Consider the following 23,129-nt stretch of genomic DNA (forward strand, 5'->3'; position numbering starts at 1 on the left):
CGCCGGCCCCTCACGCGCGACATGATCTGAGCGACCGGTGCCGACAGCAGGGAGACACCCGTGCCTCATTCCATCGATGAAGCCTTCACGGCGCTGCCGCTCAGGGCGCTGGCCGACGCCGCCCTGGCCCGTGCGCGTGCCCTGGGGGCGGATCACGCGGACTTCCGCCTCGAGCGGGTGCGCAGCGCGTCCTGGCGGCTTCGGGACGCCAGGCCGGCCGGCACGTCGGACACCACGGACCTGGGGTACGCGGTCCGGGTCGTGCACGGCGGGACCTGGGGGTTCGCCTCGGGTGTCGATCTGACGATGGACGCGGCGGCGAAGGTCGCGTCCCGGGCCGTGGCGATGGCCAAGCTCTCGGCGAAGGTCATCAGGGCCGCGGGGTCGGACGAGCGCGTGGAGCTCGCGAGTGAGCCCGTGCACGCCGACAAGACGTGGGTGTCGGCGTACGAGATCGACCCCTTCTCCGTGCCGGACGAGGAGAAGAGCGGGCTGCTCGCCGAGTGGAGCTCACGGCTGCTCGCCGCCGACGGCGTCTCGCACGTCGACGCCTCGCTGCTCACCGTGCACGAGAACAAGTTCTACGCGGACACGGCGGGGACGGTGACCACGCAGCAGCGGGTCAGGCTGCACCCGCAGCTCACCGCGGTCGCGGTCGACGGGACGAGCGGCGAGTTCGACTCGATGCGGACCCTCGCGCCGCCGGCCGGGCGCGGCTGGGAGTACCTCACCGGGACCGGCTGGGACTGGGACGCCGAGCTCGCGCGCATCCCGGAGCACCTCGCCGAGAAGATGCGGGCGCCGAGCGTGGAGGCCGGCTCGTACGACCTCGTGGTCGATCCCTCGAACCTCTGGCTGACGATCCACGAGTCCATCGGCCACGCCACGGAGCTGGACCGCGCGCTCGGCTACGAGGCCGCGTACGCGGGGACGTCGTTCGCCACCTTCGACCAGCTCGGCAAGCTCGCCTACGGCTCGTCGATCATGAACGTGACGGGTGACAGGACGGCCGAGCACGGCCTCGCGACCATCGGGTACGACGACGAGGGCGTGGCCGGGCAGTCCTGGGACCTGGTGAAGGACGGCACCCTGGTCGGCTACCAACTGGACCGGCGCATCGCGAAACTCACCGGTTTCGAGCGGTCCAACGGCTGCGCGTACGCGGACTCCCCCGGCCATGTGCCGGTGCAGCGCATGGCGAACGTGTCGCTTCAGCCGGATCCGGCCGGGCTCGGCACGGAGGATCTGATCGGAGGCGTGGATCGGGGCATTTACGTCATGGGCGACCGATCCTGGTCAATTGATATGCAAAGGTACAATTTTCAATTTACCGGGCAACGCTTCTACCGCATCGAGAACGGTCGCATCACCGGACAGCTCCGCGATGTCGCGTACCAGGCGACGACCACCGACTTCTGGGGTTCGATGGCGGCGGTCGGCGGCCCGCAGACGTATGTGCTGGGCGGCGCCTTCAACTGCGGCAAGGCCCAGCCGGGCCAGGTCGCGGCGGTCTCGCACGGCTGCCCGTCGGCCCTGTTCCGCGGCGTGAACATCCTCAACACCACGCAGGAGGCGGGTCGATGAGCTCTCGTACGAACAAGCCGCACGAGATCGTCGAGCGTGCCCTCGAACTGTCCACCGCCGACGGCTGCGTCGTCATCGCCGACGAGCACTCGACCGCGAACCTGCGCTGGGCGGGCAACGCCCTGACCACGAACGGCGTCACCCGCGGCCGCACCCTCACCGTCGTCGCGACCGTCGACGGCAAGGAAGGCACCGCGTCCGGCGTCGTCTCGCGCTCGGCGGTTACCGCCGCCGATCTCGAGCCCCTGGTCCGCGCCGCCGAGCACGCCGCGCGCGGGGCGGGTCCCGCCGAGGACGCGCAGCCGCTGGTGGCCGGGGGCAAGGAGTCCGCGGACTTCAGGGACGCGCCGCTCGAGACGTCCTCCACGGTCTTCGACGGCTTCGCCCCGGCGCTCGGCGAGGCGTTCGCCACCGCACGCGCGGGCGGGCGTGAGCTGTACGGCTTCGCGAACCACGAGCTCGTGTCGAGCTACCTGGGGACGTCGACGGGCCTGCGCCTGCGGCACGACCAGCCCAACGGCACCCTGGAGCTCAACGCGAAGTCCCCCGACCGCACGAAGTCGGCGTGGGCGGGGCGTGCGACCAGGGACTTCAAGGACGTAGACCCGGCGGCCCTCGACGCGGAGCTCGCCAAGCGCCTTGGGTGGGCCCAGCGGCGCGTCGACCTGCCCGCGGGGCGCTACGAGACGCTGCTTCCGCCGACCGCCGTCGCCGACCTGCTGATCTACCAGCTGTGGTCCGCGTCGGCCAGGGACGCGGCCGAGGGCCGGACGGTGTTCTCCAGGCCGGGCGGCGGCACCCGCGTCGGCGACCGCCTTGCCGAGCTGCCCCTGACGCTGCGCAGCGACCCGCACGAGCCGGGCCTGGAGTCCGCGCCGTTCGTGCTGGCGCACGCCTCGGGCGGCGACTCCTCCGTCTTCGACAACGGGCTTCCGCTGACCGCCACCGAGTGGGTGCGCGCGGGCGAGCTGGCGCATCTGACCAGCACCCGGCACAGCGCGGGCCTCACCGGCCTTCCGGTGGCCCCGGCCATGGACAACCTCATCCTGGACGGCGGCACCGACCGCTCCCTGGAGGAGATGGTCGCGAGCACCGAGCGCGGCCTTCTCCTGACCTGCCTCTGGTACATCCGCGAGGTCGACCCGGCGACCCTGCTGCTCACCGGGCTCACCAGGGACGGCGTCTACCTCGTCGAGAACGGCGAGGTCGTGGGCGAGGTGAACAACTTCCGTTTCAACGAGTCGCCGGTGGACCTGCTCGGCCGCGCCTCGGAGGCCGGGCGTACGGAGAAGACGCTGCCCAGGGAGTGGGGCGACTGGTTCACCAGGGCCGCGATGCCCGCCCTGCGCATCCCCGACTTCAACATGAGCTCGGTCAGCCAAGGCGTGTGACGCCCATAGACTGGCCGGTGCCAGCCGGTACCGGCCAGAAGCCTTTCGACCGGCCAGACACCTTTCAAGGAGACACACGACCGTGACGGACATCGTCGACGAGCTGAAGTGGCGGGGCCTTTTCTCCCTGTCCACGGACGAAGATGCACTGCGCAAGGCGCTCGCGGACGGCCCCGTCACGTTCTATTGCGGCTTCGACCCGACCGCGGCCAGCCTGCACGTCGGGCACCTGGTGCAGGTCCTCACCGTCCGCAGGCTCCAGCAGGCGGGCCACCGCCCGCTGGCACTCGTCGGCGGCGCCACGGGCCAGATCGGTGACCCGCGGCCGACCGCCGAGCGCACCCTGAACGACCCGGAGACGGTGGCGAACTGGGTGGCCCGGCTGCGCTCGCAGATCGAGCCGTTCCTGTCCTTCGAGGGCGAGAACGCCGCGGTGATGGTCAACAACCTGGACTGGACCGCGGGCATGTCCGCGATCGAGTTCCTGCGGGACATCGGCAAGCACTTCCGCGTGAACAAGATGCTGACCAAGGACTCCGTGGCCCGCCGCCTGGAGTCCCAGGAGGGCATCTCGTACACGGAGTTCAGCTACCAGCTCCTGCAGGGCATGGACTTCCTGGAGCTCTACCGCCGCTACGGCTGCACGCTGCAGACCGGTGGCAGCGACCAGTGGGGCAACCTCACCGCGGGCATCGACCTGATCCACCGCCTGGAGCCGGACGCCACGGTGCACGCCGTCGGCACGCCGCTGATGGTCAAGTCGGACGGCACCAAGTTCGGCAAGTCCGAGGGCGGCGCCGTCTGGCTCGACCCGCAGATGACCACGCCGTACGCGTTCTACCAGTTCTGGCTGAACGTGGACGACCGGGACGTCTCGACGTACCTGCGCATCCTCAGCTTCAAGTCCCGCGAGGAGCTCGAGGAGATCGAGAAGCTCACCGAGGAGCGTCCGCAGGCCCGTGCGGCCCAGCGCGCGCTCGCCGAGGAGCTGACGACGCTGGTGCACGGCGCCGACCAGTGCGCCGCGGTCATCGCCGCCTCCAAGGCCCTGTTCGGCCAGGGTGAACTCGGTGACCTCGACGAGGCGACGCTGAGCGCGGCCCTCTCCGAGCTGCCGCGTGTCCAGGTCGCCGAGCTCGGCCCGGTGGTGGACCTCCTCGCGGAGGTCGGCCTGGTGGCGAGCAAGTCCGCGGCCCGGCGCACGGTCAAGGAGGGCGGTGCCTACGTGAACAACGCGAAGGTCGCCTCCGAGGACGCCGTCCCGTCCCGCGACGAGCTGCTGCACGGGCGCTGGCTCGTGCTGCGCCGCGGCAAGAAGAACCTGGCGGCCGTCGAGGTCACGGCAGGCTGACGCGCGTTCCCGTGTGCAGGTGAGAGGGGCCGGCCCGTACGGACCGGCCCCTCTCACATGCCGCGTTCTCGCAGGTCAGGCGCGTTGCCTGTTACCCTTGATCATCTTGTACGCCATGTCTCCGACGCCCACGACGACGAGTGCCGCCACGAGCTGCAGGGCGTGTCGACCCCAGTCGATGCCCTTGGTGTCTTCGATGCCGAACGCCGAGGCAAGCGAGTTGCCGATGATCGCACCGATGATGCCGAAGATCGTGGTCAGCCAGAGCGGACTGTGCTGCTTGCCGGGCAGGATCGCCTTGGCGATCAGCCCCAGCACGAATCCCACGACGATGGCCCACAACCAGCTCATAGCTGCCTCCTCATTCGGCTCAACATGAGCATTACGGCAAGTCTCGACCGATCCTCCATACGGCGCATGTCGGGCACCCCCATACGTGGCATGACGCAGACAGGACACCGAGAAGGAGCCTGCCCCGGTCTCGAAGGCTGCGCAGCCCCGGCGTAACGTGGACCGGGTCCGGGCCGGGGAGCGCCCGGCTTCTTGTGAGCAGGCGGTGGAATGTGATGCGGAAGCAGAGCGGCGCCCAGGTCTTCCGGATCACAGGGGCCAGGCAGTCACTCGCGGACGACGTGCGGGGCAGGCAGCGGCGGTACGTGATCTCGATGTCGATCCGTACGCTTTCGGTCATTGCCGCGGCGGTCCTGTGGAACGTCGAGCGGCATGTCGCCCTCGTCGCACTGGTGCTCGGCATCCTCCTGCCGTACATCTCCGTCGTGATCGCCAACGCGGGGCGTGAGAACATCCCTTCGCTGCCGTCGACCTTCGTACCGGCGCCGTCCCGGCCGGTGCTCGCGCCGCCGCCCCCGCGCGGCGAGTCCGCGGAACCCGTCCCGGAAGCCGGCACGGGCCCCGCGCCGGGTGAGGCCAACGCTCCGTCAGGCCATCAGAACTGACCGTCGACGATGCGCCAAGCTCAAGAAAAGCTCAGATCAATCATGTGGTTCCGGTGCCAGGCACCGGGTCCCCCGTGACATACTTCGTACGCGCTCCGCATCCCCCGTCGGAGCGACAGACCGACGCCGGGCAGCTCCCCCCGTGGCTGCTCGGCGTCGCCTTGTTTTGAACGCACTTGGACGTCATTCGTGAGCGACGAAACACCGATCTGTTCCGCCAAGGGCTGCCGCGCGGCCGCCGTGTGGGTACTGGCGTGGAACAACCCGAAGATCCACACCCCGGAGCGCCGCAAGACGTGGCTCGCGTGTGAGGAACACCGCGAGCACCTCTCTCAATTCCTGGGCGTGCGCAGCATGTTGAAGGACGTCGTGCCGCTCGCCGAGTGGGAAGCCCCGGAGAGCTAGGGCCAGGGCCTGTCCTAGCCGCCGATCGCCGACATGGGGCGGTCGGGCTGCAGGAACGTCGGGTCGTCGAGGCCCGAGCCCGCCTTCTTGCCCCACATCGCGAGCTTCCAGATGCGGGCGATCGCCTCGTCCGAGCCCTCGGAGCTCTCTTCGTCGTTCGCCCGCAGGGCCGCCCTCAGGTCGGTCTCCTCGGTGGCGAACAGGCAGGTGCGGACCTGGCCGTCGGCCGTGAGGCGGGTGCGGTCGCAGGCCGAGCAGAACGGGCGGGTGACGGAGGCGATGACGCCCACGCGGTGCGGGCCGCCGTCGACGAGCCAGCGCTCGGCCGGCGCGGAGCCGCGCTCGCCGGAGCCCTCTTCGGTGAGCTCGAAGCGCGTACGCAGCGACTGCAGGATGTCACCGGCGGTGATCATGCCGTCGCGCTTCCAGCCGTGCTGGGCGTCCAGGGGCATCTGCTCGATGAAACGCAGTTCGTAGTCGTTCTCGACGGCCCAGGCGAGGAGGTCGGGGGCCTCGTCGTCGTTCAGGCCGGGCATCAGGACCGTGTTGACCTTGACCGGGGTCAGGCCGGCGTCACGGGCCGCCTCGAGGCCCTCCAGGACGTCCTTGTGGCGGTCGCGGCGGGTGAGGGTCTTGAAGACGTCGGGGCGCAGGGTGTCCAGGGAGACGTTCACCCGGTCCAGGCCCGCTGCCTTGAGGGCGGCGGCGGTGCGCTTGAGGCCGATGCCGTTCGTCGTCAGGGACATCTTGGGGCGCGGCTCCAGCTGGGCGCAGCGCTCGATGATGCCGACGAGGCCGGGGCGCAGGAGCGGCTCGCCGCCGGTGAAGCGGATCTCGGTGATGCCGAGCTGGGTCACGGCGATCCGGATGAGGCGGACGATCTCGTCGTCGCTGAGGAGCTCGGACTTGGACAGCCACTGCAGGCCCTCTTCGGGCATGCAGTACGTGCACCGCAGATTGCACTTGTCGGTCAGCGAAACCCGCAGATCGGTGGCCACTCGGCCGTAGGTGTCGATGAGCACGTGGGCCCCCTCCCTGATCCTGTTCAGCCGTTCGGTTCAGATGACACGAGCCTACGTGACGGGACCGACAGCGCGGGGGGCCCGATCCCACGAGGAGCGGTGCGGCCGCGTCGTAGAGATCTACCAACGATCTACGACGCGGCCGCTGACGTGCGTGTTTCAGGTGGAACCCAGGCGGATCAGTGGGCTCCGGTTCCCGTGAGGGACCGTACCTCCAGCTCCGCGTATTTGCCCTTGTCCGCCTCCTCCTTCGACAGGATCGTGCCGAGCCAGCCGAGCAGGAAGCCCAGCGGGATGGAGATCAGGCCCGGGTTCTCCAGCGGGAAGAAGTCGAAGTTCGCGTCGGGGAACATCGAGGTGGGCTTGCCCGAGACGACCGGCGAGAACAGCACCAGGCCGACAGCCGCGATCAGGCCGCCGTAGATGGACCAGAGCGCGCCCTGGGTGGTGAACCGCTTCCAGAACAAGCTGTAGAGGATCGTCGGCAGGTTCGCGGAGGCCGCCACGGCGAAGGCGAGGGCGACCAGGCCCGCCACGTTGAGATCGCGGGCCAGGGCGCCGAGCGCGATGGAGACGATGCCGATGAAGACGGTCGACCAGCGAGCGGCCTTCATCTCCTCCTTCTCGGTGGCCTTGCCCTTCTTGATGACGTTGGCGTAGATGTCGTGCGCGAACGACGAGGACGAGGCGAGGGTCAGACCGGCGACAACCGCGAGGATCGTGGCGAAGGCGACCGCGGAGATCACGGCGAGCAGGAGCGCGCCCCCGGTGGAGTCGCCACCGCCGCCGATCTCCAGGGCGGCGAGCGGTGCCGCGGTGTTGCCCGCCTTGTTCGAGGCGATGATGTCGCCGGGCTTGAGCAGCGCAGCGGCGCCGAAGCCGAGGACGATCGTCATCAGGTAGAAGGAGCCGATGATGCCGATCGCCCAGTTCACGGACTTACGCGCGGCCTTGGCGGTCGGCACCGTGTAGAAGCGGATCAGGATGTGCGGCAGTCCCGCCGTGCCGAGCACCAGGGCGATGCCGAGCGAGAGGAAGTCCAGCTTCGACGTGCCGCTCGCGCCGTACTTGAGACCGGGCTCCAGGAAGGCCGAGCCCTTGCCGCTGTTGGAGGCGGCGGTGCCGAGCAGGTCGGAGACGTTGAAGTTGAACTTGAGCAGGATCAGGAAGGTGATCAGGATGGTGCCCGCGATGAGCAGCACGGCCTTGACCATCTGCACCCAGGTGGTGCCCTTCATGCCGCCGATGGTGACGTAGACGATCATCAGGACGCCGACGAGGGCGACGATCAGGATCTTGCCCGCGTCGCTGGTGATGCCGAGCAGCAGCGAGACCAGGACACCGGCGCCCGCCATCTGCGCGAGCAGGTAGAAGATCGAGACGACGATCGTGGAGGTGCCCGCCGCGGTGCGCACCGGACGCTGGCGCATGCGATAGGCGAGGACGTCGCCCATCGTGTACCGGCCGGAGTTGCGCAGCGGCTCGGCGACCAACAGGAGCGCCACCAGCCAGGCGACCAGGAAGCCGATGGAGTAGAGGAAGCCGTCGTACCCGAAGAGGGCGATGGCGCCCGCGATGCCGAGGAAGGACGCGGCGGACATGTAGTCGCCGGAGATCGCCAGACCGTTCTGGAAGCCGGTGAACTGGCGGCCGCCCGCGTAGAAGTCGGCGGCGCTCTTGGTCTGGCGGCCCGCCCAGACGGTGATGAAGAGGGTCGCGACGACGAAGGCCGCGAAGAGGCTGATGATCAGCGCCCGGTGCTCGGAGGCGTCGGACGTCGCCGCCAGGACAGTGGTGTTCAGCGCGGGGCTCATGCGCCGGCCTCCATACGGGACTTGATCGCCTCGGCCTTGGGGTCGAGCTTCGCGGCGGCGTGGCGCGAGTAGAACCAGGCGATGAGGAACGTGGTCAGGAACTGTGCGAGGCCGAGGACCAGGGCGACGTTGATGTTGCCGAACAGCTTGGTGCCCATGAAGTCGCCCGCGTAGTTCGAGAGCAGGACGTACGCGAGGTACCAGAGGATGAAGGCGACGGTCAGCGGGAAGGCGAACGAGCGGTGCGCCTTGCGGAGTTCACCGAACTCGGGACTCGCTTGCTCCTGGAGGAATTCTTCCGTGGACGGCGCGTGCGGGGCGGGGGCTACTCCGTCCTTGGACGGTGGGGATGCTTCGGGGGCCACGGAGTCTTCTCCTCGTGGTGCGGGTGCGGTGGGGACGGACAGCTGATCCATTGGCTCTCTTCGATCCAGCAGTGACGCGGATCACGTGAGCCACGGATGGCGATGCTAAGGCCACGGGACGTGATCCGACAGGGGTCGATGTTGCTTCCGTTACCTGTTCAACGTCTCGACGGCGCGCCCGGCGCGGTGTGCCGGACCGATTTCTTCTGGAATCCATTGCTGGCCTGGGAGTTCGGGGGATAGCTTCACCCTGCACAGCCCGTCATGTACCTGCCCGATCACTTGTCGTGTTCGGGCAGTTCACGTATCCGGATGATGTGGAGATCCCATGGCTCATCTGCGTTCCAGACGTCGTATCGCGCTCACCGTGCCCCTCGGCATCGCGCTCGCGGCGTCGGTCGGCTTCGCTCCCGGTGTCGCCACCGCGGCCCCCGACGCCCCCGCCACCGCGTCCGCGAAGGCCGAGGCCCCGAAGCTGGCCTACGTCGTCAACACCCGTACGGATTCCAAGACGATCGCGTACGTCAAGAAGGCGATCGCCAAGGCGGACGGCACCGTCGTCGTCGCCTACCCGAAGATCGGCGTGATCGTCGCGCACTCCGCGAACCCCGACTTCGGCAAGCAGCTGCGCAAGGTCAAGGGCGTCCAGTCCGCCGGCGCGACCCGCACCTCGCCCCTGACGGCGGCGGGCACCACCGAGGAGGGCGCCCCGACCCTCCTGTCGAAGTCCGAGGCCAAGGCGCTCAAGGCGCAGGCCCCTTCGGCCGCCGAGCCGCTCGAGGCCGACCAGTGGGACCTGCGTGCGATAGGCGCCGACAAGGCAGCCAAGATCAACCCGGGCAGCAAGAAGGTCACCGTCGGCGTCATCGACACCGGAGTCGACGACACCCACCCTGACCTCGCGCCCAACTTCTCGGCCTCGCAGTCGGCGAGCTGTGTCGGCGGCAAGGCGGACACCTCGGCCGGCGCCTGGCGCCCGGAGAAGCCCGACCACTACCACGGCACGCACGTGGCCGGCGAGATAGCCGCCGCCCGCAACAACGTGGGTGTCGCGGGCGTCGCCCCCGGTGTGAAGGTCGCCGGCATCAAGGTGGCCGACCCGGTCAGCGAGCTGTTCTACCCGGAAAGCGTCGTCTGCGCGTTCGTGTTCGCCGCCGACAAGGGCATCGAGATCACGAACAACAGCTACTACGTGGACCCGTGGCTCTACAACTGCATGGACGACCCGGACCAGCGGGCCATCGTCGACGCGGTCAACCGCGCCCAGCTGTACGCCCAGAAGAAGGGCACCCTGAACCTCGCCTCGGCGGGCAACTCCAACCACGACCTCGCCGCCGACGAGATCCTGGACGACTCCAGCCCGGACGACTCGACGCCGGTGCCGCGCACCATCGACCCGTCCGAGTGCTTCGACCTGCCGACGCAGCTGCCGGGCGTGGTCACGGTCAGCGCGACGGGCGTGCAGGACCTCAAGTCGTACTACTCCACGTACGGCAAGGGCGTCATCGACGTCGCGGCCCCCGGCGGCGACAAGTACCAGATCCCGGCCGACACCCCGTCGAAGAACGGCCGCATCCTCTCCACGATGCCGGGCAACGAGTACGGCTGGCTGCAGGGCACCTCGATGGCCTCGCCGCACGCCTCGGGCGTGGCCGCGCTCCTGAAGTCGACGCACCCCAAGGCGAGCCCCGCCGAACTCCAGCGCCTCCTCAAGAAGCAGGCCGACAACCCGGGCTGCCCGACGACGCCGTACGACCCGGACGGTGACGGCAAGGTCGACGCGGTCTGCGAGGGCGGCAAGAACAAGAACGGCTTCTACGGCAGTGGGATCGTCGACGCGCTCGACGCCGTGAAGAAGAAGTGAGGGGCTCGCGCACCATGACCGCACCCTTCACGCGCTCGCGCCGCGCGCTCGCACTCCCGCTCGGCATGGCGGTGGCCTCGGCCGTCGCCTTCCTGCCGGGCACGGCGTCGGCGCAGCCCGACGCCGCGGCCCGCCCCGGCGCCCCGGGGTCGTCGGCCGTGTCCGCCCTGGGCTCGCTCACGGACGGCACGTCGATGAGTTACGTCGTCAACGTCCGCGCCGGACACGGTGGTTCACCGTCCGCCAAGACGACGGCGTACGTGAAGAAGGCCATCGCCAACGCGGGCGGCACGGTCGTCATCGCGTACGACAGGATCGGCGTGATCGTCGTCCACTCGTCGAACGCGGACTTCGCGAAGAAGATCCGCGGGGCGAAGGGCGTCGCGTCGGCGGGGGCCACGCGTACGGCTCCGCTGTCCGCGCAGTCCGACGATGCCCTCGAGGCCGACAGGCCGCTGACCGCCGCCGAGGCGAAGCAGGCGGCCGGGCAGGCGGGCGCGGGCCAGGACGAGCTCGAGCCGCTCCAGTGGGATCTGCCCGCCATCAAGGCGGACAAGGCCCACAAGGAGTCGCTCGGCAGCTCCAGGGTCACCGTTGGCGTCCTGGACTCCGGGGTGGACGACACGCACCCGGACATCGCGCCGAACTTCGACGCGAAGGCGTCCGCGAGCTGTCTGGGCGGCGTGCCCGTGCAGAAGGACAGCGCGTGGCGTCCGGTGAGCGGGGAGAGCGACCACGGCATGCACGTGGCGGGCACCATCGCCGCCGCGAAGAACGGCACCGGCGTCACCGGTGTCGCTCCGGGCGTGAAGGTGGCGAGCCTGAAGGTGGCCGAGCCGGCGACCGGCATGTACTACACGGAGGCCGTGGTCTGCGGCTTCATGTGGGCGGCCGATCACGGCGTGGATGTCACCAACTCCAGCTACTACACCGACCCGTGGCTGTTCAACTGCAAGACGGACGACGACCAGAAGGCCCTGGTCGACGCCGTCGGGCGGGCCACCCGGTACGCGGAGCGCAAGGGTGCGGTGAACGTCGCGGCGGCGGGCAACGCCAAGACGGACCTCGCGCAGGACGAGATCGTCGACGACTCGAGCCCGGACGACACGACGCCCACGGAGCGGGTCATCAAGACCGCGGACTGCCTCGACCTTCCGTCGCAGCTTCCGGGTGTGGTGACCGTCTCGGCCACGGGCGCGAAGGGCATCAAGTCCTCGTACTCGAACTACGGCAAGGGCGTCATCGACATCGCGGCGCCCGGCGGAGACTCGACGCGGTTCCAGACGCCGGACGCGCCGGCCACGGACGGCCGCATCCTGTCGACGCTCCCTGGCGGCAAGTTCGGCTACAAGGCGGGTACGTCGATGGCGTCACCGCACGCCGCGGGCGTCGCCGCGCTCATCAAGTCGGCCCACCCGCACGCGTCTTCGTCGAAGGTGAAGGCGCTGCTCTACGGCGAGGCCGACGCCATGAAGTGCACCGATCCGTACGACATCGACGGCGACGGCAAGGTCGACGCGGTGTGTGCGGGCGGCAAGAACAAGAACGGCTTCTACGGCGTGGGCATGATCGACGCCTTGGACGCCGTACGGAGGTAGCCCTCTCGCGGAAGCAGCCCTCTCGCGGGAGGCACAGGGCCGGGCGGTCACGGACCGCCCGGCCCTTCGCGAGAGGATCTCGTTCCATGTATGAGTACAAGGACTCCCGGTTCGTGCAGGCCGGCACGGAGCATTGGGTGGCGGCGCCCGTCCGTCCCCGGTGGCAGCTGGTGCTCGGTTGCGTCGGCATGATCGCGTACATACCGGTGTGGTGCGTCCTCGCGGTGGTGGTGACAGCCGGGGTCATCGTGGTGCTGTTGCTCGCGGAGATCGCCGAGGCGGCCAGTACTTCGGGCGGGAAGAAGCTGAACGCCCTGTCGGACCGCATGCTGGGGCGCCTTCGGCTGCCGGGCTGGTGCGTGACCTGGCCGGAGATGCGCCACGAAGGGGACACGGCGTACCACCGCGCGCGGGTCGACGAAGCCGTCGGCCGCTGGACGGCGCGGGCGTCCGCGCCCCACGAGCCGAACAAGCCGCTCCGGCCCGTCGAGTGTGAGATCCCGTGGAGCGTCTACCGCGGTGTGGGCGCCCATTACGTGGTCGAGACCGCGACCGCCCAGGGATGGGAACTGCGGCCGTCCGACCCGCGGACATCGGTCAGGCTGTGGTGGTCGGCGGCCACGCGGGGCGAGACAGACACGAGCACGCCCGAGTAGGCCCCCTACCGGGCGGAATGCGGTTCCGCCAGTTGTTTGCCAGGACTTGCCCGTTTAGGGGGTGCCTGGTGAAGATCATGTGGTGAGCTCCATACAACCGTCCGCCGACCCCGGTGGCGAAGCCTCGGGCGGCCCGGCAGCCGCCTCGCACCGCGCACCGCGCCGCCCCTCGACGGGACATGCCGTCGCCGTGCTGATCCTGGTGGCCGTCGCCGCCGCCGTCCCGCTGCTCGGCCCCTCGGCGGCGCTGAGCGGCACCGGGGAGGCCGAGGCGCCCGGCACGGCAGGGATCGCGTTCCTGCGGACGGTCATGTTCGCCGCGCTCTGCGTGCAGTTGGGCGAGGTGTACGCGATCCGGCTCGCGCGCCGCGTCCCGGGGGCGCCGCTGGACCGCGAGCCGCGCACCTGGGCGGCGTACGCGGCGGGCGCGGGCCTCGTCGCCGCGCTCGGCCTTGCTTCGGTGGTGGCCACCGGCAATCTGGTCCCCCACCAGCTCTCCGACATGGACATCGGCGGCCTCTACGCGACGCGGGACGGCAGGCTGGCGCTCCTGGAGGTCAACGCCTTCATCGTGGCGCTGCTCTGCTCGCGCTCGCGCCGCCCCTCCACCGCCGCGCTTCCGCTGGCCGCGGTGATCGTGGCGGAGGCGCTGCGGGCCCATCCCCCGGTGGAGGACACCCCGCTCATCGGCACCGGTCTGACCCTGGTGCATCTGACCTGCGGGGTGCTGTGGGCGGGTGGCCTGCTGCAGGTGCTCCGGATGCTGCGGCTGTGGCGGCCGTTCGCCCCGGAGGCGGGCGCGGCGGTACTGGGGCTCTACGCGCGCGTGGCGGCCCTGCTCCTCGCCGCGATCACGGTGACGGGGGTGTTCAGCACGCTGCGCCGGATGCCGCCGGGCACGGTCGTCGACCAGCTGACGGAGACGGCCTACGGACGCACGCTGCTCGCCAAGGTGCTCCTCGTGGCGGCCGTGGCCGTCCTGGCGCTGCTCGCGCGCCGGCGGCTGCGCAGGGCCGCCGATCCGGTCTCGGCGTACTCCCCCGCGCGCTGGGAGGTCATCATGCTCGGCTTCGTGGTGGCGGTGTCGGCTCTGCTGACGGCGTTGCCGCTGCCGATTCGCTGGTGAGCTGCGGCGTCTGCGCCGCCAATACGCCGCGGACCAGCAGGAACTGGGCGGCGATGTAGGTGAGCATGATCCAGAAGTCGGGGCGCGGGGCCTGCGGCCACTCGGCGACGCCGGTCGCGATGAGGGTGTCCGACAGGAGGAAGAGCGCGCCGCCGGCCGCCGCGGTGGGGCCCAGCCTCGTGGCACCGAACGCCATCGCGGTCAGCAGGAGGCTGTAGCCCGCCACCGGTCCGCGCATGTCCGGCGGGAGATCCGGCCAGAGGAGGGCGACCGTGACGACGAGGGCGGTGGCGTACGCGGCCACGAGCCAGGCGCCACGCGCGCGTGGTGTGCCGTGGCGCTTGAAGAGGATCAGGTAGCAGACGTGGCCCGCCGCGAAGGAGCCCATGCCCGCCAGGAACGCGGGGTCCGCGTCGAAGAGCAGGAGGGTGTCGCCTCCCCAGCCGAAGAGGAGAGCCACGGTCAGCAGGCGCGGGCCCCTGACCGTGACCACGTACGCCGCCAGGAGTGGCATCAGCAGCGGCTTGCAGACCATGTGCCCGGTGTCCGAGCCCGCCAGCAGCGCCGCCAGGTCCCCCGCGGCCACCAAGGCGAACGCGCCCAGGAGCAGCTTGGCCGCGGAGTGCCTGTCCGCCGCGGAGCCGGGACTCATGCCGCGCTCTCCGTGACCGGCTCCGTGACCGGCTCCGTGACGGGCTCCGTCACCGGCGCCGGCGCGGCCTCCTGGGCGGTCCGAGACTGCGCGGATTCCTGCGGCTGCCAACCCGGCCCCCGGAACAGCCTTCCGCCCCGCTCGCGCCAACTGGTGGCCTTCCTGAGGTCCTTGGCTATCGCCACGTACTCGTGCGTGGCCACCCGCAGCGGGTTGTACGTGGTGATGTTCTTCGTGAGGCCGTAGACGGGGCGGTCCGTCTCCGCGACCCAGGAGCCGAACATCCGGTCCCAGATGATCAGGATGCCGCCGAAGTTGCGGTCCAGGTAGCCGCCCTGCGACGCGTGGTGGACGCGGTGGTGCGAGGGCGTGTTGAAGACGAACTCGAAGGGCCGCGGGAGCTTGTCGATGCGCTCGGTGTGGATCCAGAACTGGTAGACGAGGTTCGCCGACGAACAGAACGCGAGCGCCGCCGGATGCACGCCGAGCGCGATCAGCGGAACGTAGAACGGCCAGACCGTCAGGCTCGTCCAGGGCTGGCGCAGCGCCGTCGTGAGGTTGAACTTGCGGCTGGAGTGGTGCACGACGTGGCAGGCCCACAGGATGCGGATGACGTGATGCCCGCGGTGCGACCAGTAGTAGAAGAAGTCCTGCGCGAGCAGCATCAGCGGGATCGTCCACCACAGGACGGGGATGTGCAGCGGCGTCAGCGCGTACACCGCCGTGTAGATCGCCACGATGGGGATCTTCCACAAGAGGTCGAAGACGAGGCTGCCGAGCCCCATGGTGACGGAGGTGGCGGCGTCCTTCGTCTCGTACCCGGCTTCGTCCTCGTCGGGATGGATCCGGACGCTCACGATCTCCACGACGGTGAGCAGCACGAAGGCAGGTATGGACCACAGCACGACATCGGGCAGGTTCGGCGGCATGCGTGCACCGTAAGGGCCCCCGGCCGACCGCCGCTAGACGTAGTTACCGACAAGTATTACCAGCGGTAAAGAAGTGGATGTTGGCGATCCCCGCCAAAAGCGGACGCTCAAACGCCGGGCGTCCGCCTTTGACCGCGCGGGGAGCACCCCACCCCAAATGTCACCAGACGCGCACCGCCCCTCCCGGAGCGAACACCGGGCTGGTCGCGCCCGCGGGTGTCTCCTCGAGGGGTTCGTCGAGTTCCTGGACGGTCGGTCCGACCTTCGCCGCGATCGCGTCGAGCCGCTCCAGGTCGAAGCCGTACACCCGGGCCGCGTTGCCGCCGACCATGGCGGCGATCTCGTCCTTGGGCAGGCCGGCGTAGGCGATGCGCAGGCCCTCGCGCGAGAAGGGGTGCGTGCCCTCGTCGTGCGGGTAGTCGCTGCCCCACATGATCTTGTCGAGGCCGATCCGGTGCCTCATCTGCGCCTCGTGCGGGCGCATGAAGCTCGCGCCGACGAAGCAGTTCTCGCGCCAGACCTCGGACGGACCCTTGCCCATCGAGTCGGCGAGGCCCGCACCGAACTTGGACTCGGCCGTCCCGGAGCTGTCCTTCCTCGACGCCGCCGCGACCAGGCGCCCGTGGTAGTAGTCCAGCATGTCGAGGACGCCCGGGATCCACCCCGAGCCCTGCTCGGTGAGCACAAGGCGCAGGTCGGGATGGCGGCGGAAGGCGCCGCCGAACACCAGGTGCCACAGGGCCCGGTGCGAGAACCACGTCGTCTCCACCATGAAGACGGCCCGCGCGGCCGGCTCCTCCCCGAGGGGCGGAGAGGCCGACCCCGCATGGTGGTTGACCGGCACGCCGCGCTCGGCGCAGGCCGCCCAGATCGGGTCGTACGTCGCCGAGTAGAGCTCCGCCAGCCCGCTGCCCGGCGGCGTCCCTGGCAGCAGAAGACCGCCGTGCAGGCCCGCGTCGGCCGCCCGGTGGATCTCCTTGACGGCCTCGTCCACGTCGTTCAGGAGGATCTGGAAGACGCCCGCCCTGCGCCCCGGAGCCGCGGCGCAGAAGTCGGCGAGCCAGCGGTTGTGGGCCCGCAGACCCGCCCAGCGCTGCTCGTACTCCTCGCGGGTGGGGGCCGGGGCCATCAGAGAAGCGCTCGGGAAGAAGGGCGGGATGGTGTTCGGGAAGACGACCTCGGCGACGATGCCGTCCTCTTCCAGCTCGGCGACGCGGCGGTCCGAGTTCCAGTTGCGGTCGGCGGTGTCGGCGAGCAGGTCCTCGTACGGATTGACGTACGTGGCCGCCCACGCGTCGAACGCGTCGTGGTGGCGTGACTCCAGGTAGGGCCTGTAGTCGAGGAGATCGGCGCCCGCGTGGCAGTCGGCGGAGATGACGGTGTAGCGCTCTTCGGTCGTGTGCTGCCGGTTCATGTGTCCGCCCCCAGTACCGGGAAGTCGTGGTCGGTCAGCCAGTGGCGGCCCACCTCGCGCGAGCGCGCCCAGGAGGACTCGACGGCGCCCTGGTCGGTGTCCTGGCCGAGGTCTGCCGGGGTGGGGCCGATCCGGCGTGCCAGCGGTGCGAGCCGCTCCGTGTCGAAGCCGAAGACCTCGGCGGCCGCCAGACCCAGCATCCTGCGGGTCTCCTCCACGGGGATGTCGTGGAACGTCTTCCGCAGCCACGCGCGCGTGTCGGGCCAAGTCCCCTCGGGGTGCGGGAAGTCGCTGCCCCAGAGGATGTTGTCGACGCCGATCTCGTAACGCTGGGCGAGCTCGCGGCGCTTGGTGTTGGTCGCGCAGATGAAGATCTGCCGATCCAGGTACTCGTGCGGGGGCCGCTTGAGCTCCGCGAACGGGGAGAGCTTCTTGCCGCCGTGCGCGCCCAGGTAGAGGCGGTCCATGAACCACAGGAGGTTCGGCAGCCACCAGCAGCCGGACTCCGCGACGCCGAACCTCAGCCCCGGGTGGCGCTCGAAGACGCCCGACCAGAGCATGAACCACAGCGGCCGCGCGGGCCACCAGGTCACTTCGGAGACGTAGATGCCCAGGTGGTCGCCGTACTCGTGGCGGGGCGCCGCACCGGAGTGGGTCACCACGGGCATCGCGCACTCGGCCGCCGCCGCCCACACGGGGTCGTAACGCCGGTCGTGGTAGGGCGCCTTGTCGACCCACATGGAGGGGATCATCAGCGCGCCGAGCCCGGACTCCCTGGCTCGGTGGACCTCGGCGACGACCCGGTCGACCTCCCCGGTGATGGGCAACAGGGCGACCCCGCAGTGCCGTTCGGGGTGCTCGGAGACGAAGTCGGCGAGCCAGCGGTTGTGCGCCTGCGCGCCCGCCATGCCCAGCTCCGGGTCCTGGTCCCCGGAGAGGCCGAGACCCACCCCGAAGGGCGCGGCCGTCTGGCTGTCCACGGCGTCCGCGTCGGGGAAGACGACCTCGGCGGCCACCCCGTCGCCGTCCAGCTCCTTGAGGCGCTGTGCGGTCTCCCAGCCGCCGCGCAGGCCCTCCTCGTTGTCCTGGAACCACTTGGCGGCGAACGCGTCGTTGCGGATGCCGAGCCGCGTCGCCTCCGCGCGGCGGGCGTCGCGCTCCCCCAGGAACTGGTCGAAGTCCCGGTGGAATCGGCTGTCGAGATAGGGCCGGTACTCCTCGGTGGGAAGCCCGGCGTGGCAGTCGGAGGAGATGATCAGGTAGGGGTCCTGGTCGGTCATCACGTGCCCTTCAGTCCAGAATGAAGCTCTCCAGATACGCCGGGTTCGCGCGGTCCAGCATCGACCGCGACCTGGCCTTGATCTGCCGGTCGCTGTGCTCGCTCTCCGGAAGCAGCCAGAAGCGGTCGGCCGCGATCCCCTCCGCCACGAAGTCCGCCACCTGCTCGACGGGCGTGAACTCGACCTCCTTGCCCGCGTCCTTCATGGCGGACTCCCACTGGTCGAGTGAGCGGTAAGGGGTCTTGCGGGGACGCGACTTGGCGTACCGGTCGGGGCGGTTGCGGTGGGACTCCCACAGCCCCGTACGCAGCATGTGCGGCCCCGGGAAGAGCACGGAGGCACCCACGCGCGCGTGCTCCGCCTTCAGATGCGCGTACAGGGACTCCGTCATCGTCACGACGGCCGCCTTGGTGACCGCGTACACGGAAGCCGTCGGCAGCGGCGCGATGCCGCCGTCGCCGGACGAGGTGTTGACGACGTGGCCCGGTTCGCCACCCGCGATCATCCGGGGCACGAAGGCCTGGATGCCGTGGAAGACGCCCCACACGTTGACCTCGAAGGCCCACTTCCAGTCGTTGGGCTCGTGCTCCCACATGCGGCCCTCGGCGCCCGAGCCGACTCCCGCGTTGTTGCACAGCACATGGACGGCGCCGAACGTGTCGTACGCCGCTTCGGCGAGCGCGAAGACCTGTTCGCGCGAGCCGACGTCGACCACGCGCGCGTGCACGCTCGCCCCGTCCTCGCGCAGCCCGGCCGCGGCCTTCTCCAGGGCGCTCTCCTCGACGTCCGCGAGGACCACCTTCAGGCCGTCCGCCGCGAACCGCCGCGCCATCGCGAGGCCGATGCCGCTCGCCGCGCCCGTGACGACGGCGACCTGCCCTTCCCGCAGCTCCATCTCAGACGCTCCCCTCGGGCGGGCCGTCGAGGATCTGCTGCGGGTCGTCGTAGCGCTGGTGGATGTAGGGCAGCAGCGCCTGCGCGCTGACGCGCTCGGCCACCCGGCCCTTCTGGTCGGTGGTCTTCTCGCCGATGGTGATCTCGACGACCCGTCGTACGGGCAGGTCGGCGACCGGGTCGTACATCGACTCGCGCAGGACGACGTCCCCGGTGACGCCCTCCAGCTTGCGGACCTTCTCGTTGCGTACGCAGTGCACGAGGACCGGGTCCGCGTCGAAGCCCGAACCGTCCACCGCGGGAAGGAACTTGAAGTAGAAGTCCGTCTTCCGGGCCGGCTCCGGGAGCGGCAGGGCGCCGCTGACCGCGCCGCGCACCTCCACGAAGGCGATGCCGTGCCGGGCCAGCGAGGCCCGCACCACCAGGCCGTCGCGCTCCACCTCGACGTCGCCCAGCTTCTTCGGCTCCCCGAAGACCTCGCGTCCGCCGATCAGGGCGCGCTCGTGGGTCATCGGCATGACGAGCGGATACCAGCCGGCCACCCCGTCGTGCTCGGCGGCGACGGCCACCGAGCCCGCGCCGAGCGGATAGCCGGGCAGGTCGACCTTGCTGATGTTGGCCCGCACCAGCGGCCGGTCCGTGGGTTTCAGCGGCGGCGGGAGGACGGCCGCCACCGCGTCCGGATCGCTCTCCCAGACGGCCACCACACCCGTGGACCAGATGTCGGGCAGCTTCGAACTCGCGCTGCGCGCCGCGGCGATCTCCGCCTCGGTGCGCGCTCCGTACCGTACGCGTGCCATGTCGTACCACCCTTCGTCAGGACTACAGGAGGTCTTGCGGGCGGTTCTGTAACACAGTTACAACAGGAGGCGTGAAGAGTGAAGAGACGCGTACGCATCCGGACCGGGAACGCGGCCATCTCGACCGGGAACAGGTACTCGCCGCCGCCGCGGCGCTCGTCAAGCAGCACGGTCCGCAGGCCCTGACGATGCGCAGGCTCGCGGCCGAGCTGGGCACCGCCGTCACCTCTATCTACTGGCACGTCGGCAACCGCGAGTCGCTCCTGGACGCCCTCGTCGAGCGCACCCTCGCCGACCTCGGCGCGATCCACCCCTCAGGCCGCACCCCCGCCCGGCGCATCGTCTCCGTCGCGCGCGCCCTGCGCCGCCGGCTGCGCGACCACCCGCACCTCATCGCGATGGTCCACGAACGCGGCCTGACCGAGCGGATGTTCCTGCCCGCCCAGCAGGCCCTGGTCCACGAAGTGCACGCGGCGGGCCTGCGCGGCGCCCGCGCCGCCGACGCCGTACGCGCCGTCCAGGTCCACGTCGTCGGCCACCTCCTGGTCGAGCGCAACCGCGAACGCGCCCCCGTGCAGCGCCCCGGCGAGGAGGAACTGTGGGGCGCGCAGACGGCCGAACAGGACCCGGCGCTCGCCCGCGCGCTCGCCCGACCCGCCGACCACGAGGCGCTGTTCACCCTGTCGGTCACGGCACTGGTGTCCGGACTTCTCGACGAGGCGAGCAGCCCAGGGACCTGACTGTCAGTCGCGGCCCGTATCCTCATGGACCATGCTCGAAGACCAGACGACCGCAGCGTCCGCAGCCACCTGGCCGGCCGCGTACCCAACGGGGTACGCGGTCGTCGACGTCGAGACCACCGGTCTCGCCCGCGACGACCGCATAGTGTCGGCTGCCGTCTACCGCGTGGACGCGCGGGGCGAGGTGGAGGACCACTGGTACACCCTGGTCAATCCCCAGCGTGACCCCGGGCCCGTGTGGATCCACGGTCTCACCAGCGCCCTCCTCGCGGACGCGCCGCTCTTCAAGGACATCGCCGAGGAGTTCGCGTCCCGTCTGGCCGACCGCGTCCTGGTCGCGCACAACGCCGTCTTCGACTGGTCGATGATCGCCAGGGAGTACGCACGCGCCGAGCTCACCGCACCCGTGCGCCAGCGCCTGTGCACCATCGCCCTCTCCAAGGAGCTGCGGCTCCCGCTGCCCAACCACAAGCTGGAGTCGCTCGCCGCGCACTTCGGGGTCGAGCAGCGCCACGCGCACAACGCCCTCGACGACGCGCGCGTGCTCGCCGAGGCCTTCCGTCCCAGCCTCAAGGCCGCGGCCACCGGCGGGGTGCGGCTGCCGCTCCTGGAGTGCCGTCCGCTCACCGAGTGGTCCGACGGCGCGCCCCGGATCGTCCGTCAGCCGTCAGGGCCCGGCTCTTCGGGTTCCTCGTACTCCTCGTTCGGCCCGTCGAGTTGGCGCCCCTCGCGCAAGCGGCCCGCCTGCCCGTACCCCAACCCAGGTCGGTACGAACCGGGCAAACAGCTCCAACAGGGCATGCGTGTCGCGTTCTCCGGAGACACCTCCGTCGAGCGCGACCTCCTGGAGGACCGCGCGGTGGAGGCCGGGCTGCACATCGCGACGAGCGTGTCGCGCCTGACGAGTCTGCTCGTCACGAACGACCCGGACTCGGGCACCTCCAAGACCGTGAAGGCACGGTCCTTCGGCACCCCCGTCATCGACGAGGCCGCGTTCGGCCAGCTCCTCCAGGACGTCGCTCCGGCGGCGGAGGGCTGAGCCGCCCGCGGGCGTCAGACGGGTGAATTGTCGGCCCGGCGCCCGCCTGCTTGCTCGCTTGCGGGCGCCCCGCGTCCCACCCTGTGGCGCATGGCACGTTGCGAGGTCTGCGGAAACGACTACGGCATGTCGTTCGAGGTGCACGCGCAAGGCGCGGTGCACGTCTTCGACTGCTTCTCCTGCGCCATTCACCGCATGGCGCCCATCTGTGAGCACTGCCGCTGCCGGATCATCGGCCAGGGCGTGGAGGCCGACGGGCAGTGGTACTGCGGTGCGCACTGCTCGCGGGCGGAGGGGCAGGTGGGCATCGTCGACAGGGTGTGACCCGGGCCCTCGCGCGAAGCCCACGGCCCGCCACGGCCCCGCCCCGGCCCCGTTCCGGAGTACCCCACCCCCGTGCACCCCACGACCGAGTTGTACCGTCGTGGGGTGTACCGCTTCCTGTTGTCCCGGCAGTGGGTGATCCTCACCCTCATCGGCCTCGTTCTCATCCCCACGATGATCGAGCTGGGCTTCTGGCAGTTGCACCGCCACGAGCACCGCGTCGCCCAGAACGCGAAGATCTCCAAGGCCCTGGACGCCGAACCGGTGCCGGCCGAGCGGCTGACCTCGCCCGGACACTCCGTGGCGGACTCCGAGCGCTACCGCCGGGTGACCGCGCACGGCACGTACGACACGAAGGACGAGGTCGTCGTGCGGCGCCGCACGAACGCCGACGAGGAGATCGGGTTCCACGTCCTGACCCCGTTCGTCCTCGACGACGGCAAGGTCCTCCTCGTCAACCGTGGCTGGATCCCGGCGAACGGACCGCAGACCGCGTTCCCCAAGATCCCCGCCGCGCCCAAGGGCGAGATCACCGTCACCGGCCGCCTGATGGCCGACGAGACGTCCGCGCAGAGCGGCATCAAGGACGTCCAGGGCCTGCCGGACCGTCAGATCATGCTGATCAGCAGCGGCCAGCAGGCACACAGCCTCGGCAAGGAAGTGCTCGGCGGCTACGTCGAACTGACCTCGCCCGAGCCCGCCGACGGCTCCCCGCAGCTGATCGGCGAGCCGGAGCACGGCGACATCGGCCCGCACATGGCGTACGCCGTCCAGTGGTGGCTGTTCTGTTCGGGCGTGCCCATCGGCTGGGTGGTCCTGGTGCGCAGGGAGGTGCGGGACCGTCGCGCGGCCGCTGCCGAGACGGCGCCCGCCACGGAGTCGACGCCGGCCGCCGTCTAGCGGGCCTCGCGTTCCCTGGCCGGTA

General features: G+C 70.3%; 23 protein-coding genes. 13 read left to right on the top strand and 10 right to left on the bottom strand.

What is annotated here, in order from left to right; all coding sequences use genetic code 11:
• Positions 1-60: 60 nt before the first annotated feature.
• From AB0M70_RS36190 to tyrS, 3 genes are all read left to right on the top strand, one after another.
• Positions 61-1,584: a TldD/PmbA family protein gene (locus AB0M70_RS36190; protein ID WP_365827033.1), complete on the top strand. Its 1,524-nt coding sequence runs from the start codon at positions 61-63 to the stop codon at positions 1,582-1,584.
• Positions 1,581-2,975, top strand: coding sequence for a TldD/PmbA family protein (locus tag AB0M70_RS36195; protein WP_365827035.1), 1,395 nt, complete (start codon positions 1,581-1,583; stop codon positions 2,973-2,975). Before AB0M70_RS36190 ends, AB0M70_RS36195 begins: the two co-directional genes overlap by 4 nt.
• Positions 2,976-3,057: 82 nt before the next feature.
• The gene (gene tyrS / locus AB0M70_RS36200) at positions 3,058-4,326 is read left to right on the top strand and encodes a tyrosine--tRNA ligase (protein WP_365827037.1); all 1,269 of its coding nucleotides are present in this window, start codon (positions 3,058-3,060) and stop codon (positions 4,324-4,326) included.
• A gap of 75 nt (positions 4,327-4,401) precedes the next feature.
• On the opposite strand, the gene AB0M70_RS36205 is transcribed toward tyrS, so the two are convergent.
• Positions 4,402-4,677 (bottom strand): GlsB/YeaQ/YmgE family stress response membrane protein, encoded by a 276-nt coding sequence (locus tag AB0M70_RS36205; protein ID WP_365827039.1) that lies wholly within the window; start codon positions 4,675-4,677, stop codon positions 4,402-4,404.
• 215 nt (positions 4,678-4,892) lie between these two features.
• On the opposite strand from AB0M70_RS36205, the gene AB0M70_RS36210 reads away from it, so the two are divergent.
• On the top strand, positions 4,893-5,282 hold the full coding sequence (locus AB0M70_RS36210) for a DUF3099 domain-containing protein (RefSeq protein WP_365827041.1): 390 nt from the start codon (positions 4,893-4,895) through the stop codon (positions 5,280-5,282).
• 189 nt (positions 5,283-5,471) lie between these two features.
• The gene (locus tag AB0M70_RS36215; protein WP_363207929.1) at positions 5,472-5,687 is read left to right on the top strand and encodes a hypothetical protein; all 216 of its coding nucleotides are present in this window, start codon (positions 5,472-5,474) and stop codon (positions 5,685-5,687) included.
• 14 nt (positions 5,688-5,701) lie between these two features.
• On the opposite strand, the gene moaA is transcribed toward AB0M70_RS36215, so the two are convergent.
• The 3 genes from moaA to AB0M70_RS36230 form a co-directional block, all read right to left on the bottom strand.
• Positions 5,702-6,709: a GTP 3',8-cyclase MoaA gene (gene moaA, locus AB0M70_RS36220; RefSeq protein WP_363207930.1), complete on the bottom strand. Its 1,008-nt coding sequence runs from the start codon at positions 6,707-6,709 to the stop codon at positions 5,702-5,704.
• 179 nt (positions 6,710-6,888) lie between these two features.
• Entirely contained in the window at positions 6,889-8,523 is a 1,635-nt protein-coding gene (locus AB0M70_RS36225; RefSeq protein ID WP_365827043.1) for a cation acetate symporter, read from the bottom strand.
• The gene (locus AB0M70_RS36230; protein ID WP_365827044.1) at positions 8,520-8,888 is read right to left on the bottom strand and encodes a DUF485 domain-containing protein; all 369 of its coding nucleotides are present in this window, start codon (positions 8,886-8,888) and stop codon (positions 8,520-8,522) included. Before AB0M70_RS36230 ends, AB0M70_RS36225 begins: the two co-directional genes overlap by 4 nt.
• Positions 8,889-9,216: 328 nt before the next feature.
• On the opposite strand from AB0M70_RS36230, the gene AB0M70_RS36235 reads away from it, so the two are divergent.
• The 4 genes from AB0M70_RS36235 (at position 9,217) to AB0M70_RS36250 (ending at position 14,132) form a co-directional block, all read left to right on the top strand.
• Positions 9,217-10,752: a S8 family serine peptidase gene (locus AB0M70_RS36235; protein WP_365827046.1), complete on the top strand. Its 1,536-nt coding sequence runs from the start codon at positions 9,217-9,219 to the stop codon at positions 10,750-10,752.
• 14 nt (positions 10,753-10,766) lie between these two features.
• Positions 10,767-12,350, top strand: a complete 1,584-nt coding sequence (locus AB0M70_RS36240) for a S8 family serine peptidase (protein ID WP_365827048.1) — start codon at positions 10,767-10,769, stop codon at positions 12,348-12,350.
• Positions 12,351-12,436: 86 nt separating this feature from the next.
• Positions 12,437-13,006 (top strand): hypothetical protein, encoded by a 570-nt coding sequence (locus AB0M70_RS36245; protein WP_365827050.1) that lies wholly within the window; start codon positions 12,437-12,439, stop codon positions 13,004-13,006.
• A gap of 82 nt (positions 13,007-13,088) precedes the next feature.
• Positions 13,089-14,132: a CopD family protein gene (locus tag AB0M70_RS36250; protein WP_365827052.1), complete on the top strand. Its 1,044-nt coding sequence runs from the start codon at positions 13,089-13,091 to the stop codon at positions 14,130-14,132.
• Here AB0M70_RS36250 and AB0M70_RS36255 read toward each other — a convergent pair.
• The 6 genes from AB0M70_RS36255 to AB0M70_RS36280 form a co-directional block, all read right to left on the bottom strand.
• On the bottom strand, positions 14,065-14,784 hold the full coding sequence (locus AB0M70_RS36255) for a lysoplasmalogenase (protein ID WP_365827054.1): 720 nt from the start codon (positions 14,782-14,784) through the stop codon (positions 14,065-14,067). The two genes, AB0M70_RS36250 and AB0M70_RS36255, sit on opposite strands and share 68 nt — an antisense overlap.
• Entirely contained in the window at positions 14,781-15,713 is a 933-nt protein-coding gene (locus AB0M70_RS36260) for a sterol desaturase family protein (RefSeq protein WP_365827056.1), read from the bottom strand. The genes AB0M70_RS36255 and AB0M70_RS36260 overlap by 4 nt, the downstream gene beginning before the upstream one ends.
• 160 nt (positions 15,714-15,873) lie before the next feature.
• Positions 15,874-17,127, bottom strand: a complete 1,254-nt coding sequence (locus tag AB0M70_RS36265; RefSeq protein WP_365827058.1) for an amidohydrolase family protein — start codon at positions 17,125-17,127, stop codon at positions 15,874-15,876.
• Complete coding sequence (locus tag AB0M70_RS36270; RefSeq protein ID WP_365827060.1) at positions 17,124-18,407, bottom strand: amidohydrolase family protein; 1,284 nt, start codon at positions 18,405-18,407, stop codon at positions 17,124-17,126. The genes AB0M70_RS36265 and AB0M70_RS36270 overlap by 4 nt, the downstream gene beginning before the upstream one ends.
• 10 nt (positions 18,408-18,417) lie before the next feature.
• Positions 18,418-19,302 carry an SDR family NAD(P)-dependent oxidoreductase gene (locus tag AB0M70_RS36275; protein WP_365827062.1) on the bottom strand — a complete coding sequence of 295 codons (885 nt, stop codon included), beginning with the start codon at positions 19,300-19,302 and terminating at the stop codon, positions 18,418-18,420.
• Position 19,303: 1 nt separating this feature from the next.
• A complete protein-coding gene (locus AB0M70_RS36280; protein ID WP_365827064.1) occupies positions 19,304-20,101 on the bottom strand; it encodes an acetoacetate decarboxylase family protein in 798 nt (265 codons plus the stop codon).
• 71 nt (positions 20,102-20,172) lie between these two features.
• Here AB0M70_RS36280 and AB0M70_RS36285 point away from each other — a divergent pair, with 71 nt between their 5' ends.
• The 4 genes from AB0M70_RS36285 (at position 20,173) to AB0M70_RS36300 (ending at position 23,104) form a co-directional block, all read left to right on the top strand.
• Positions 20,173-20,841, top strand: coding sequence for a TetR family transcriptional regulator (locus AB0M70_RS36285; RefSeq protein WP_365827066.1), 669 nt, complete (start codon positions 20,173-20,175; stop codon positions 20,839-20,841).
• Between the two features lie 31 nt (positions 20,842-20,872).
• Entirely contained in the window at positions 20,873-21,880 is a 1,008-nt protein-coding gene (locus AB0M70_RS36290) for a DEDDh family exonuclease (RefSeq protein ID WP_365827068.1), read from the top strand.
• A gap of 90 nt (positions 21,881-21,970) precedes the next feature.
• Positions 21,971-22,204 carry a hypothetical protein gene (locus AB0M70_RS36295; RefSeq protein ID WP_135331724.1) on the top strand — a complete coding sequence of 78 codons (234 nt, stop codon included), beginning with the start codon at positions 21,971-21,973 and terminating at the stop codon, positions 22,202-22,204.
• A gap of 105 nt (positions 22,205-22,309) precedes the next feature.
• Complete coding sequence (locus tag AB0M70_RS36300; protein ID WP_365827327.1) at positions 22,310-23,104, top strand: SURF1 family protein; 795 nt, start codon at positions 22,310-22,312, stop codon at positions 23,102-23,104.
• Positions 23,105-23,129 lie beyond the last annotated feature (25 nt).

This window comes from Streptomyces sp. NPDC051214 (assembly GCF_040682375.1).
Taxonomy (GTDB): Bacteria; Actinomycetota; Actinomycetes; order Streptomycetales; family Streptomycetaceae; genus Streptomyces.

Excerpts from the sequence above, each read along its gene's own strand:
- AB0M70_RS36235 (WP_365827046.1), top strand. The coding sequence starts at position 9,217 with ATGGCTCATCTGCGTTCCAGACGTCGTATCGCGCTCACCGTGCCCCTC.
- AB0M70_RS36280 (WP_365827064.1), bottom strand. The coding sequence starts at position 20,101 with ATGGCACGCGTACGGTACGGAGCGCGCACCGAGGCGGAGATCGCCGCG.
- AB0M70_RS36270 (WP_365827060.1), bottom strand. The coding sequence starts at position 18,407 with ATGACCGACCAGGACCCCTACCTGATCATCTCCTCCGACTGCCACGCC.
- AB0M70_RS36210 (WP_365827041.1), top strand. The coding sequence starts at position 4,893 with ATGCGGAAGCAGAGCGGCGCCCAGGTCTTCCGGATCACAGGGGCCAGG.
- AB0M70_RS36205 (WP_365827039.1), bottom strand. The coding sequence starts at position 4,677 with ATGAGCTGGTTGTGGGCCATCGTCGTGGGATTCGTGCTGGGGCTGATC.
- AB0M70_RS36255 (WP_365827054.1), bottom strand. The coding sequence starts at position 14,784 with ATGAGTCCCGGCTCCGCGGCGGACAGGCACTCCGCGGCCAAGCTGCTC.
- AB0M70_RS36275 (WP_365827062.1), bottom strand. The coding sequence starts at position 19,302 with ATGGAGCTGCGGGAAGGGCAGGTCGCCGTCGTCACGGGCGCGGCGAGC.
- AB0M70_RS36225 (WP_365827043.1), bottom strand. The coding sequence starts at position 8,523 with ATGAGCCCCGCGCTGAACACCACTGTCCTGGCGGCGACGTCCGACGCC.
- AB0M70_RS36195 (WP_365827035.1), top strand. The coding sequence starts at position 1,581 with ATGAGCTCTCGTACGAACAAGCCGCACGAGATCGTCGAGCGTGCCCTC.
- AB0M70_RS36240 (WP_365827048.1), top strand. The coding sequence starts at position 10,767 with ATGACCGCACCCTTCACGCGCTCGCGCCGCGCGCTCGCACTCCCGCTC.
- AB0M70_RS36290 (WP_365827068.1), top strand. The coding sequence starts at position 20,873 with ATGCTCGAAGACCAGACGACCGCAGCGTCCGCAGCCACCTGGCCGGCC.
- AB0M70_RS36265 (WP_365827058.1), bottom strand. The coding sequence starts at position 17,127 with ATGAACCGGCAGCACACGACCGAAGAGCGCTACACCGTCATCTCCGCC.
- AB0M70_RS36245 (WP_365827050.1), top strand. The coding sequence starts at position 12,437 with ATGTATGAGTACAAGGACTCCCGGTTCGTGCAGGCCGGCACGGAGCAT.
- AB0M70_RS36260 (WP_365827056.1), bottom strand. The coding sequence starts at position 15,713 with ATGCCGCCGAACCTGCCCGATGTCGTGCTGTGGTCCATACCTGCCTTC.
- AB0M70_RS36295 (WP_135331724.1), top strand. The coding sequence starts at position 21,971 with ATGGCACGTTGCGAGGTCTGCGGAAACGACTACGGCATGTCGTTCGAG.